The sequence below is a fragment of the Neopusillimonas maritima genome (assembly GCF_003576595.1).
Classification (GTDB): domain Bacteria; phylum Pseudomonadota; class Gammaproteobacteria; order Burkholderiales; family Burkholderiaceae_B; genus Neopusillimonas; species Neopusillimonas maritima.
Window position 1 is genome coordinate 273313 of the sequence record NZ_NQOU01000003.1, and the last position, 11878, is coordinate 285190.

Annotated in this window: 8 protein-coding genes and 1 tRNA gene; 4 read left to right on the forward strand and 5 right to left on the reverse strand. The window is 52.7% G+C overall.

Annotated features, from left to right (window positions below):
- Positions 1 to 15 precede the first annotated feature (15 nt).
- Positions 16 to 92: transfer RNA gene (locus CJO09_RS09850), tRNA-Arg, on the reverse strand.
- A 60-nt stretch (positions 93 to 152) separates the two neighbouring features.
- On the opposite strand from CJO09_RS09850, the gene CJO09_RS09855 reads away from it, so the two are divergent.
- The gene (locus tag CJO09_RS09855) at positions 153 to 1394 is read left to right on the forward strand and encodes a phospholipase A (RefSeq protein WP_114421163.1); all 1242 of its coding nucleotides are present in this window, start codon (positions 153 to 155) and stop codon (positions 1392 to 1394) included.
- 34 nt (positions 1395 to 1428) lie between these two features.
- Here CJO09_RS09855 and CJO09_RS09860 read toward each other — a convergent pair whose 3' ends face one another.
- The gene (locus tag CJO09_RS09860) at positions 1429 to 3702 is read right to left on the reverse strand and encodes a xanthine dehydrogenase family protein molybdopterin-binding subunit (protein WP_119442187.1); all 2274 of its coding nucleotides are present in this window, start codon (positions 3700 to 3702) and stop codon (positions 1429 to 1431) included.
- Between the two features lie 331 nt (positions 3703 to 4033).
- On the opposite strand from CJO09_RS09860, the gene CJO09_RS09865 reads away from it, so the two are divergent.
- The 3 genes from CJO09_RS09865 to CJO09_RS09875 are packed head-to-tail and all read left to right on the forward strand — an operon-like array spanning position 4034 to position 8447.
- Positions 4034 to 5179 (forward strand): FAD-dependent monooxygenase, encoded by a 1146-nt coding sequence (locus tag CJO09_RS09865; protein ID WP_119442188.1) that lies wholly within the window; start codon positions 4034 to 4036, stop codon positions 5177 to 5179.
- Positions 5176 to 5652, forward strand: coding sequence for a (2Fe-2S)-binding protein (locus tag CJO09_RS09870; RefSeq protein ID WP_119442189.1), 477 nt, complete (start codon positions 5176 to 5178; stop codon positions 5650 to 5652). Before CJO09_RS09865 ends, CJO09_RS09870 begins: the two co-directional genes overlap by 4 nt.
- Positions 5649 to 8447, forward strand: a complete 2799-nt coding sequence (locus CJO09_RS09875) for a c-type cytochrome (protein ID WP_119442190.1) — start codon at positions 5649 to 5651, stop codon at positions 8445 to 8447. The genes CJO09_RS09870 and CJO09_RS09875 overlap by 4 nt, the downstream gene beginning before the upstream one ends.
- Here CJO09_RS09875 and CJO09_RS09880 read toward each other — a convergent pair.
- The 3 genes from CJO09_RS09880 to CJO09_RS09890 are packed head-to-tail and all read right to left on the reverse strand — an operon-like array spanning position 8432 to position 11873.
- A complete protein-coding gene (locus tag CJO09_RS09880) occupies positions 8432 to 9181 on the reverse strand; it encodes an ABC transporter ATP-binding protein (RefSeq protein ID WP_119442191.1) in 750 nt (249 codons plus the stop codon). The genes CJO09_RS09875 and CJO09_RS09880 overlap by 16 nt on opposite strands.
- The gene (locus tag CJO09_RS09885) at positions 9178 to 9954 is read right to left on the reverse strand and encodes an ABC transporter ATP-binding protein (RefSeq protein WP_119442192.1); all 777 of its coding nucleotides are present in this window, start codon (positions 9952 to 9954) and stop codon (positions 9178 to 9180) included. The genes CJO09_RS09880 and CJO09_RS09885 overlap by 4 nt, the downstream gene beginning before the upstream one ends.
- Before the next feature lie 5 nt (positions 9955 to 9959).
- On the reverse strand, positions 9960 to 11873 hold the full coding sequence (locus tag CJO09_RS09890) for an ABC transporter permease (protein ID WP_119442193.1): 1914 nt from the start codon (positions 11871 to 11873) through the stop codon (positions 9960 to 9962).
- Between the last annotated feature and the right edge of the window lie 5 nt (positions 11874 to 11878).

Consider the following 11878-nt stretch of genomic DNA (forward strand, 5'->3'; position numbering starts at 1 on the left):
TGTGCTTTTTGAAAATGGCGCGTCGTGAGGGTCTCGAACCCCCGACCTCAGGCTTAGAAGGCCCGTGCTCTATCCAGCTGAGCTAACGACGCTTCAAATTACATCAGGCAGGCATTATAAAGTATGCCTGCATCATTTATTTGTCATTTGCCATGAAACTCGACGATTTATGCCGCTCCGGCATCACAGTGCTGTTTGTCATCATCACGTTTGCCATGGGCGCGCACAGCCGGGCCGAAACACCGCCGACACATCGTGTCGTGTATTCCATTGCTCAGCAGTCGGCAATGCCGGGCCAGACAATCACACTTGAAGAAACCCGGCTTAACGCCTCGAACCAACCTTTGCAATGGCAGCCGGAACACGCTGTTCGTGCTGTGTGGCACTCCAATGGCGGCACGTACGCCGCCCATGCCGTGCTGGACAACCCGGAACAAACCTATATCTTGCAACCCGGCACTTTCCAAACAGTTAAGCGAACGTTGCATTTACCGGCAGATTTAAGCTCTGGTGCCACAACCATCAGCATTGAAGGCTATGCCGGTTTGCTTGCACTAAATATAAACACCGACCATGCAAGCTCGGAGAATAACGAGTTGCCGCCGACACCTGTGCAGGCCAATACGGCAAATACCGTTCCGAATCAAAGCTTGCAACCTGCACCCACTTCCGCTTTTGACGCATTCCGCAATGCCATCTCCAGCTACGAGCCGGTTTATTTCGATGTTGGCGGCCGGGACGGCGCAAATGCCCGTTTTCAAATCAGCTTTAAATATCGCCTGTTCAGCCCGGAACCCAACGCATCGAGCCGGTGGCATAACCACTTTTATCTGGGTTACACGCAAACATCGCTTTGGGATTTGGCAGGTCGTTCGAAACCTTTTGTTGATACAACCTATAACCCAGCGGTATTTTGGCACAATCCATTGCTATGGGAGTCGGACAGCACGCATTGGGCGGCAGGTTTGGCAAGCGGCATATCGCATCGCTCAAATGGTAAAAGCGGTGCAGACTCCCGCTCGTTGAATGAGGCATTCATTCAACCGGAATTTAACTATCGCTTCAACGACGGCAGCCAACTTAGCTTTCAGCCACGCTTCAAAACCTATTTCAATAAAAACGAGAACCCCGACTACGCCGACTATCTAGGCTACGTCGACTGGAAACTAAGATGGGCACAACCAAACAGTTGGGTCGTTACTGGTTTATATAAACAAGGAAAACAGGGGCGTGCCACAACACAGTTGGAAGTAGCCTGGCCGCTGAAGCGTACCTTTTTAAACATGAATGGATATGCCCATATCCAGTACTTCCAGGGCTATGGGCAAACCCTGTTGAACTATCGCCAAAAAAGCGAACCGCAGATACGTTTCGGCCTTGCACTGGTACCCTGATGGGTATCAGTGCAGGCCGCGACAAGGCAATAAACTAAGCGGGTTCAGCGGATGGCGCACGACTCTGTGCCGTAGCCAGCCCCGCAAGAATACGCCCCGGCGTAAACGGCACCTCGCGATACCGAACCCCTGTAGCATCGAACAAGGCATTTGCAATCGCAGCACCACTTGGCACGGAAGACGACTCACCCGCGCCCATTGGGGGCTCGTTTTGCCGATCCATCAGCACAATTTCAATGGGCGGTATGTCCATGAAATTCATAATGGGGTAAGCCCCCCACTCGTGGTCGACCACGCCTTGATCATTGAACTTCACCGCCTCTTTAAGAACACGGCTTAATGATTGAATCACATTACCGTGAATTTGATGACGGACACCAACGGGATTCACCATCATGCCTGTGTCCTGCCCCACCACGAGACGCTCGACACTGACTTTACCCGTTTCAACATTAACGGCCACATCGACCACCCAGGCGCTCCATGCCGCTCCGAAGCCCGGAAATTTGCTGTGCACATAACGCGCGTAGGCAACACCCCTGCCCCGCAAAATACCATGCTCATCGGCCATACCACGCGAGCCCGTCGCGCCGGTTTGCCAGCCTGCCTTATGCGCAGTTTCCGCCAAAACATCACGCGCACGGGCTTCACGCAAATACTGCAAACGAAACTCCACCGGGTCGGCGCCCGCCTCGTGCGCCAACTCATCGATAAATGAATCGTGGGCGAAGGAGTTCGGCATTGCCGAAACGCCTCTTAACCACGCCGCCCGCACAATGGGTGCCATATCGTGAGATGCAATGTTCATACGCGGATAAACGTAAGGCGGCACCGAAGTACGATCGCCCATTTGCAGTGTTCGAGGCTGATTGCTTCTAACGCCTGTAAGTATCAACGCCAGACTGGGCGCATCGTTAGAGGGATAACGCGTAACGAAGTTGTATGCCAACAAGCGCCCCTGGGTATCCAGGCTGCCTTCGATATCTATTAATTGAGCCGCTCCTTTTGGTTCCCACGCGTGCTCTTGCTCACGTGTCAGTTGAACCCGAACCGGATGACCGATTTCCTTTGAAATCAGCGCCGCATCGGCACACACATCGTCGGCACAATTACGACCATAACAACCCGAGGCTTCATAACGCACGATGTCAATCGCACCTTCACTGAGCTCGGCCAACTGAGCAAGCTCTACCCGCAACATATGCGGATTCTGTGTACCCGACCAAACAGTCAGCCCGTTGTTCGTATAGTGTGCCACGGCACACGATGGGCCAACCGACGCATGCATTTGATAGGGCCACACATAGCTGCGCTTGAGCGATACCCCGGGCTCAACGCCGGGTTGCGTTTCGTCTTCGTTAAGCAAAGGACGCTCATTGTATTCGTGATGACGCAGCGCCTTTTCAAGGTTATCGAGCGGTTGCAGGTTCGGTACCGGTCGCCAGCACAATTTCAAACTGCGCATGGCTTTAATGGCGTGTTCTTCACGCCTGGCCGCCACCGCAACAAAATCTCCCTTTACAACCACCTTAATGTCGTCGGCAATACCGGCGACCGATGTCTCATCTACCGACAGTAAGCTGTGGCCGATAAAATCACCCCCATCGCGACCGCTGTAAGGAGGCCGGATAACCCGGGCGTGCCACATGCCCGGCACCCGAACGTCGTGAACAAAACTAAGTTGCCCTGTTGCTTTGGCTGGGATATCAACACGCGGTTGCGATTTTCCGACAATTTCATATTGTCGACTGTCCTTCAACGGAACTTCAGCCTGATATTCGAGCTGAACCGTTTGATCGGACAGCAAAGAGCCAAAATTAACACTACGGCCGTCGGGCGCAGTAACACTAGCGTTGCGAATTTGTACGCCTTCCGAGCCGGCCAGGCCGAAATGCGCTGCGGCCTTTTCAATAAGATATTCGCGCGCCTGAGCCGCCGAGTTGCGCAACGGAACAGCCGAAATCTGAATACTGGCGCTTGCAATCGTTGGACCTTGGTTCGGCGTCGCCTCGGTGTGCCCGAGCACCATCGTGACGCTCTCAAAAGGAACACAAAGCTCCTCGGCCACAATTTGCGCCAAAGCCGTGCGAATACCGGTTCCCAGGTCGACGTGGCCGTTGAACGCCAGCACTTGCCCGGAGTCGAGCACAGCCACAAAAAGATCGGGATGCGGTTGTAGATAATCGGACTTAATACCCGGTTGCCCGGGAGCAGGTGTAGGCGGTGGCGCAGGCGGCCTGACAACGAGCAATGTTCCGGGCCTTGAAAATAAGGCCTCGCGATCGGCTTTCGGGTCAACGAAACGCATTTCACATCCTTATGACTGGAAACGGGCACATTCCACAGTGTACCGGATATACGGCAGCACCTAAAGCGAATTTATGCAATGTATGCACCATATTATGAAAAAATAATCCATACCGTGAAAAATGACATAAAACCCCTTTATTAAAATTCAATAAATATTAACAATTACATTTAAATTCAAATGCTTATTAATAATAAAAGTTGACCACTAAAATTCAAAAAAGACTAGGTAGAAACACCAATAACGATTTCCTTTACCCAAAAAAATAAAGCGTATACACTTTATTTAAAGCATATTTAACCTTTCTTCTTTTTCCTTCGGGAGTCTCATCATGAAAAACAATCCTCGTATCGCATTTATTGGTGCCGGCCTGGGGGGCACAGCCGGTGCAGGCCTTATGGCCAAAGCAGGTTTCAACGTAAAAGTGTATGAACAGGCACCCGCGTTTGCCCGCATGGGCGCAGGCATTCACTTGGGCCCGAATGTCATGAAAGTTATGCGAAAGCTGGGCATTGAAGATGAACTTAATCGCACTGGCGCTCACCCCGATTACTGGTACAGCCGCGATGGGATTACAGGCGACGTAATGGCTCAAATCCCACTAGGGGACTACGCCGTTTCCCATTACGGCGCCAGTTATCTAACAGTCCACCGCGGCGACTTCCATAAGCTCATGACTGACGCCCTGCCCGATGGCGTACTGGAGTTCAATAAGAAATTAAGTGAAATTGAAGACCGGGGCGACAAAGTCGTCATGAAATTTACCGACGGCACGGTTGAAGAGGCCGACTTCGTTATTGGTGCCGACGGCATCAACTCTAAAGTGCGGGAAAGCCTGCTGGGTGAAGAGCTACCAATCTACACCGGCTATGTCGCCCATCGTGCCGTTTTCCCAACGCCCGTCGACAGCGGTACCCTTCCCTTTGATATGTGTTGCAAATGGTGGGACGGTGATCGCCACATGATGGTGTACTTCGTTACCAGCAAGAAGGACGAAATCTATTATGTAACCGGTGTCCCGGTTGAATCATGGGACATGAACAAGAGCTGGGAGCCGTGCACCAAAGATGAGATGCGCGAAACATTCAAAGGATGGCACTCAAGCGTACAAGCTTTGATTGAAGGGACACAAGAAGTGACACGCTGGCCGTTGCTGGAACGCGATCCTCTGCCGATATGGAGCCGCGGACGTTTGGTTCTTCTGGGTGACGCATGCCATCCGATGAAACCCCATATGGCGCAGGGAGCTGCCATGGCAATTGAAGATGCCGCAATGTTAACGCGTTGCTTCCAGGAATTGGGCTTTACAGACTACGAAGCGGTGTTTAACCTATACGAAGCCAATCGCGCTGAGCGCGCCAGTAAAGTGCAATTGGTATCCCATAACAACACTTGGTTGAAAACCAACGAAAATCCCGACTGGTGCTTTGGATACGATGTATTCGAAGTTCCATTGGTTGAATCTGAGAAACAATGAGCAAAACAACCCAGATTACCGAATTAAGTGTCAATGGCCAAAGCCATCAAATTGAAGCAGATGCCGATACACCCCTGCTTTACATTTTGCGTAACGACCTCGAGCTGAACGGCCCGAAATTCGGCTGCGGTCTGGGTGAATGTGGTGCCTGCACCGTTTTAATCGACGGGGTCGCCGCCCGATCCTGTGTTTTACCCCTGCGCAGCGTGGCAGGACATGACATCACAACGCTTGAAGGCCTGGGGAGTTCAGCATCCCCAGGCCGCGTTCAACAAGCGTTTATCGACCAGCAGGCGGCTCAGTGCGGCTACTGCCTGAACGGCATGATCATGACGATTCAGGCTCTCTTGAACCGTAATCCGCACCCAACCGAGCAGCAAATTCGACAAGAACTTAAATATAATCTTTGCCGCTGCGGCACCCATGTTGAAATTATGGCAGCGGCACGCCAAGCAGCCCAATCAGAACAATGACAGTCCCGGCTCCATCATCACGTCCGTCATCAATCGAAACGGACAAACAAAACCTTGCCCCGCCCAGTGCCGCACGGCTCTTGCACGGCGTCGTTCTGCGACCCGATCAGCTCTTATGGGACGGCCGACACTACACGGGCCCAGCCCCTGTTGAAGTTCACGCTGATGGGGCGCGTCATGTGCCGGGCGTCGTCGCCATTGTTATCCGCCAAAGCTTTATCGGGGTAGTTGCATCGCAGCCCGGGCAGGCACAACACGCCAAATCGCAAATTCATGTGCAATGGAGCCGTCCCGTTACGGATACGCCCAAATCACTGCCTGGCGCGCCGGTAACGCAAAGTGCGCGCTCTTATCAGTATCAAACCGACACACAAGCAGCAAGCTGGGCCATTGCGCTGTTCGACGAGGCCACACTAAAGGTATGGTGCCGCACAACGCAGCCGGAATCACTTCGGCATGAAATCAGCGCCCTGCTTTCGCTTACCCCTGAACAAATACAGATTCTTCCAAACGGACAATACCCTACAGAAAGTTATGACGCCGCCGTCGATGCCGCCTTACTCTGTATACATGCTACGGGCCGCGCCGTAAAAGTGGCTCAACCGGCGCACCCGGCCACATTAATTCGTATTACCGTCGACGGTGATAAAAACAGCCTGACCGAAAAACTATCGCAATACCCTGCGCGCCGCCCTTCGGTGGCTGCGCTTCTATGCGGGTTTACCCATACCTCGCCGGCTACCGCGGTGCAGAACAACGACGCCTACGGTACGCCTATTCGCCTTACGTTCGAAAATCCCACAACCCCTATTTCAACCTACCCCTCCGAGCAGGTGGGAGCCGCACAAATTTTTGCCCGGGAATCATTTTTCGACGAAACATGCAAAGCACAAAAACTGGACCCGGTTCAGGCACGACTCAATCAACTGACGCATGATCTTACCGGTAGAAACCTGATCGAGTCGGTGGCATCGCGTGCCCAATGGAATAATCGGCCGTCAAAAGCGGGAACGGGCCAGGGTTTTGCCTACGGCCACGTTATCGATAACGAACAAGACCCCCCCCAGCAAATATGGTCCGCATGGATTGCTGAAGTTTCAGTCGATAAAGAAGGCTTGGTCGACATTACCCGATTAACTGTTGGCCATAGCACCGAAGAACTCAATAGCCGGCAGGCCACACCCGAGATCGAGTCATCGCTCCGGCAATTTGCACAAGGCTTATTGAAGCCGCCCGACTCTTTTGATCAATGGGGAAACGACAAAGAGAAGCCTGACTTTCAAGTGGCCAGGCCCAATATTGATATCGTCCCCCAACAAAACGAAAATGCGATATCCACTCACATTGCATGGAATGAGAAAGCACGTTGGCCGGCCGCTGCGGCCATTGCCAACGCAATCCACGACGCAACGGGTGTGCGATTAAGGGACACCCCCTTTGATAGCCGTCAATTACAGCAAGCCCTTGCACAGAAGCCGACACCGCCTGCTTATAAGAAATGGACTTATGGATTGCTTGGCGGGATTGCCGCAACAGCGGCCGGGTTGGTTGTAAGCGCGATGCCATGGCGCAGCGCAATCGCTCCGGTTGCCGTAGACACTCGCATCTATTCAGAGGAAGCCATTAACCGTGGCCGCTTGGTAGCTATTGCAGGTGATTGTATGGTTTGCCATACTGCGGAAGACGGCCTGGAAAACACGGGCGGACGAGCACTGGAAACGCCGTTTGGCGTTGTCTATAGCACCAATATCACACCCGACCCCGAAACCGGAATTGGCTCATGGTCGTACGAAGCATTCGAACGTGCCATGCGAGAAGGCATCCATCGCGACGGACGGCACCTTTATCCAGTGTTCCCTTATACGGCCTTCGCCAAAATAAGCGACACAGACATGCAGTCGCTTTATGCGTATTTAATGACGCAGCCGGCGGTTAAACACACCCCGCCGAAAACCGAATTGACGTTCCCATATAACGCTCGCCCTTTAATGGCAGGCTGGAACACACTCTTTCACGAGAATGCGCGTTTCGAGCCTGATCCAACGAAAACAACGCTTTGGAACCGCGGGGCCTATTTGGTTCAAGGCGCGGGGCATTGCGCGGCCTGTCACACCCCACGCAATGCACTTGGTGCAGAAAAATCGGGGGAGAAAAACTATTTGGCCGGTGGATTTGCCGATGGTTGGGAGGCGCCTCCATTGAATGAGTTATCTAAGGCCCCCATTGCCTGGACGGAAGCCTCCCTCTATGACTACCTGCGTACAGGGTTTTCATCGTTACATGGTGTCGCCTCGGGCCCAATGGCACCGGTTGTTGAAGGCCTGGCACAATTACCCGAATCGGATGTACGTGCCATCGCACACTATCTAAGCAGCTTGAATCCCGGCTCATCTGAAAGCGAACCGGCGGCCTTAACCGCCGCAAAACTCGAAGAAATCAGCAGAAACAACAGTGCAGTCATGACCATGCCCGGAGAAAGCCTCTTTGAGGGAGCCTGCGCAGTTTGCCATGATGCGCGCGAAGGGCCGCCATTGTTTGGTTCACGCCCGTCGCTGGCCCTGAACACCAACCTGCATAGCGACCATCCCGACAACGTCATTCAGGTAATGATGCACGGTATCGCCGATCCCACTCAACTCGGTTTGGGTGACATGCCCGGTTTCAAAGACAGCCTCAACAATCAGCAAATGAAAGATCTGCTGGAGTACATGCGTGCGCGCTTTGCACCTGAAAAAGCCCCTTGGCAGGGGCTTGATGAGAAAATTGAGACAATACGAAATCAGACCGTAAGATAGCTTCGGCGAATCTCTTCGTTCTCGGCCAGTTCCGCCATGGTGGCAGCATAGCGGATCTGGCCTTTTTCAAGTACATACACCCGGTCGGACACCAATTCGGCAAAATGAATGTTTTGCTCGCAAAGCAATACGCTGACACCATGCTCCTTCAGCGCAATAATCATATTGGCCATTTGTTCCACGATAAGTGGTGCAACCCCTTCCGACGGCTCATCCAGCAAAACCAGGTATGGGTTACCCATTAGCGTACGTGCCACCGTAAGCATTTGCTGCTCACCGCCACTCATCTGCCCGCCCGGGCGATCCTGCATGCCGCCCAGATTGGGAAAAAGTTTGTACAAATCTTCGGGTGTCCAACGGAATGCAGGCTTACCATCCGGCCAGGTTCGGGCCGGCTGACGCCCCACCTCAAGATTTTCGGTAACGGTGAGGTCACTGAAAACGCGCCGGTCTTCCGGCACGAAACCGACACCGCGACGGGCAATCTCGAACGACTGACGCCCGGAGATTTTGCTCCCCATGAAGTGAACATCACCTTTGGATTTTTCAATTAAACCCATAATGGATTTAAGCGTTGTTGATTTGCCCGCCCCGTTTCGACCCATTAGGGCCACCACCTCGCCGCGACGAACGTTCAAGTCGACATCAAACAAAATATGCGCGGCGCCATACCAGGCATTCAGTTTCGAGACCGTCAAAAGCGGCTCATCGGGATTGAAATCTACCTTACTCATGCTGTTGCATCCGATTGTTTCTTTTCAAAAGTTTTACCCGTGCCGAAATACACTTCCTGCACCTTGGGGTGATTACGAATATCTTCGGCACTACCTTCGGCAATCAAACGGCCGCGAGCCAGCACAATCATGCGATCGGCGTAGGCAAACACGACATCCATACTGTGTTCGGTGAATAAAACTGCCATATTTCGATCAATAACCAACTTCTTGGTTAGCGCCATAAGCTCATTACGCTCTTTGGGCGCCATACCTGCAGTGGGTTCGTCCATGAGCAACAGCACCGGATCATTCGCCAGGCCAATGGCCAGCTCAACCCGCTTTACGTCACCATAGGCAAGTTCGCTGCAGGGCCGTTCAGCCTGGCTGTCCATGCCAACCTGCTCAAGCAACGACATGGCTTTGTCACGGTAGTAGGACGCTGCCGGTTTCCAGAACGAATAGATTTTTCGCTCATGCGCCAAAATGGCCAATTGCACGTTCTCAATAACGGTTAACGATGCAAAGGTTGCCGCAATCTGAAAGGTGCGCCCCACGCCCATATGGGCAATTTGCCGTGGCGGACGCCCGACCAATTCCCGACCATTCAATTGAATGGATCCGGCCGTAGCAGGCAGTTGACCATTCACCATATTGAAGGTGGTTGTTTTGCCGGCACCATTCGGCCCGATAAGGGCAAGCAACTCGCCCGCTTTTAACTCGAAGCTCACTCCATCGACCGCAATATTACCGCCAAAGGCTTTCTTCAGATCTTTTACTACTAATAAACTCATGGCGGTTACTCCTTGGAAGCGGCCAGCGCCTGGTTGCGCTTGGCTGCTCGATAATCAAAAAACTCCTTGAAATATCCGGCGACCCCTTGCGGGAATACCAACACAATTAGGAGAATGACGCCACCGAACAAAGCCAACCAATAGTCGGTGATACCCATGAAATAATCCTGCAGGAACTGGAAGGTCGCCGCGCCGACAATGGGGCCGATGAGCGTTTGAATACCGCCCAGCAGGACCATGACCAGGCCATCTACTGATTTACCCACCCAAATAATTTCCGGCGATGCACTGCCTTTTGAAAAGACATACAGCACCCCTGCCAGGCCGGCAAAAATACCCGCTATAACGAATGCGACAAGTTGCACCCGCTTTACATTGATACCCAATGCATCAGCCCGCAACCCGGAATCACGGGCTGCACGTAAGGCATACCCAAACGGAGAGAACAACAAACGGCGCAACACAATGGCGGAAATGATGACAATCGCGAACGCAAAGTAATAATACGCATCACCTGACAGCCATTCGGCCGGCCAAATACCGATCATGCCGTTGGAGCCACCGGTAAAACTGTCCCATTGATAAATAACCGACCAGACAATCTGCCCGAATGCCAGCGTAAGCATAGCCAGATAAACCCCGGCCAACCGAACGCAGAACCAACCGAAAATCAAAGCACCAAAACCAGCGATGATAGGTGCGATGGCCATCGACAAACCCATTGAAAACGCCGCCGACTTCAACAATAGCGCGGCACCATAAGCCCCCAAACCATAATAAGCGGCATGACCAAATGAATGCATCCCACCGGGCCCCATAATGAAGTGCAGGCTAAGAGCAAACAGCGCAGCCACCATAATATCCAGCGCCAGCACCGGTGCATAAGGCAGCCACTCCGACATCAAGGGCAATGCAGCAACGGCCGCAATAACCACAGCAATAAACCATTTGAATGGGGCGGTTGCAGGCCGATAAGGCGCCTCGATAGGCGCGGAATTACGACTCACGGAAGCTTCTTTACCGAACAAGCCCCATGGACGGAACACCAAAACCAAGGCCATGAATATAAATTCCACTACCAGCGTAAGACGTGGAAAATCGAACTCGATTCCAAAAAGAGAAACCGTTCCAAGCGCAATACACATGGCCTTCAGTTCGGCAATAATCAGGGCGGCAACGTACGCACCCGGGATTGAACCCATACCGCCGACAACCACAATGACAAAGGCATCGCCGATTACGCCCAAATCCAGCGTTAAATTGGCGGGTAACCGCGGAATCTGAACTGCCCCCCCCAACGCGGCCAGAAACGCACCCAACGCGAATACGGCAGTGAACAACCAGGCCTGGTTCACACCTAAAGCACCTAACATCTCGCGGTCTTGGGTGGCCGCACGCACCAAAGTACCCCAGCGCGTACGCGTAAGCAACAACCACAATAAACCTAAAACAACAGGGCCGATCAGAATCAGTACAAGATCATATTTGGGAAAATAATGACCCAGAATCTTGATGGAACCATCAAGCCCGGGCGCAATCGGGCCAAGCAAGTCTTGCGGGCCCCAAATAAACAGTGCTGCGTCACGGAAGATCAGCACCAAAGCAAACGTTGCCAACAGCTGAAACAATTCCGGAGCGCGATAAATCCGCCTCAACAGGACAATTTCAACCAACGCGCCCAATACGCCGATTGCCAGCGCGGCAAGCAATAAACTGAACCAGAAACCAAACGCGCTGTTTCCCAGCTCTTGCACAATGCTGTAGGCCACATAGATACCCAGCATATACAAGGAGCCGTGAGCAAAGTTAACGATGCGCGTGACACCAAAAATCAGCGAGAGACCGGCTGCAACCAAAAACAGCGACGATGCTTCCGCAAAACCGTTCAGAATCTGAACAATAAAACCCGACAAGTCCATTTGAC

Coding starts and splice junctions, on each gene's coding strand:
- CJO09_RS09885 (WP_119442192.1), bottom strand. CDS start 9,954: ATGAGTTTATTAGTAGTAAAAGATCTGAAGAAAGCCTTTGGCGGTAAT.
- CJO09_RS09890 (WP_119442193.1), bottom strand. CDS start 11,873: ATGGACTTGTCGGGTTTTATTGTTCAGATTCTGAACGGTTTTGCGGAA.
- CJO09_RS09865 (WP_119442188.1), top strand. CDS start 4,034: ATGAAAAACAATCCTCGTATCGCATTTATTGGTGCCGGCCTGGGGGGC.
- CJO09_RS09860 (WP_119442187.1), bottom strand. CDS start 3,702: ATGCGTTTCGTTGACCCGAAAGCCGATCGCGAGGCCTTATTTTCAAGG.
- CJO09_RS09870 (WP_119442189.1), top strand. CDS start 5,176: ATGAGCAAAACAACCCAGATTACCGAATTAAGTGTCAATGGCCAAAGC.
- CJO09_RS09855 (WP_114421163.1), top strand. CDS start 153: ATGAAACTCGACGATTTATGCCGCTCCGGCATCACAGTGCTGTTTGTC.
- CJO09_RS09875 (WP_119442190.1), top strand. CDS start 5,649: ATGACAGTCCCGGCTCCATCATCACGTCCGTCATCAATCGAAACGGAC.
- CJO09_RS09880 (WP_119442191.1), bottom strand. CDS start 9,181: ATGAGTAAGGTAGATTTCAATCCCGATGAGCCGCTTTTGACGGTCTCG.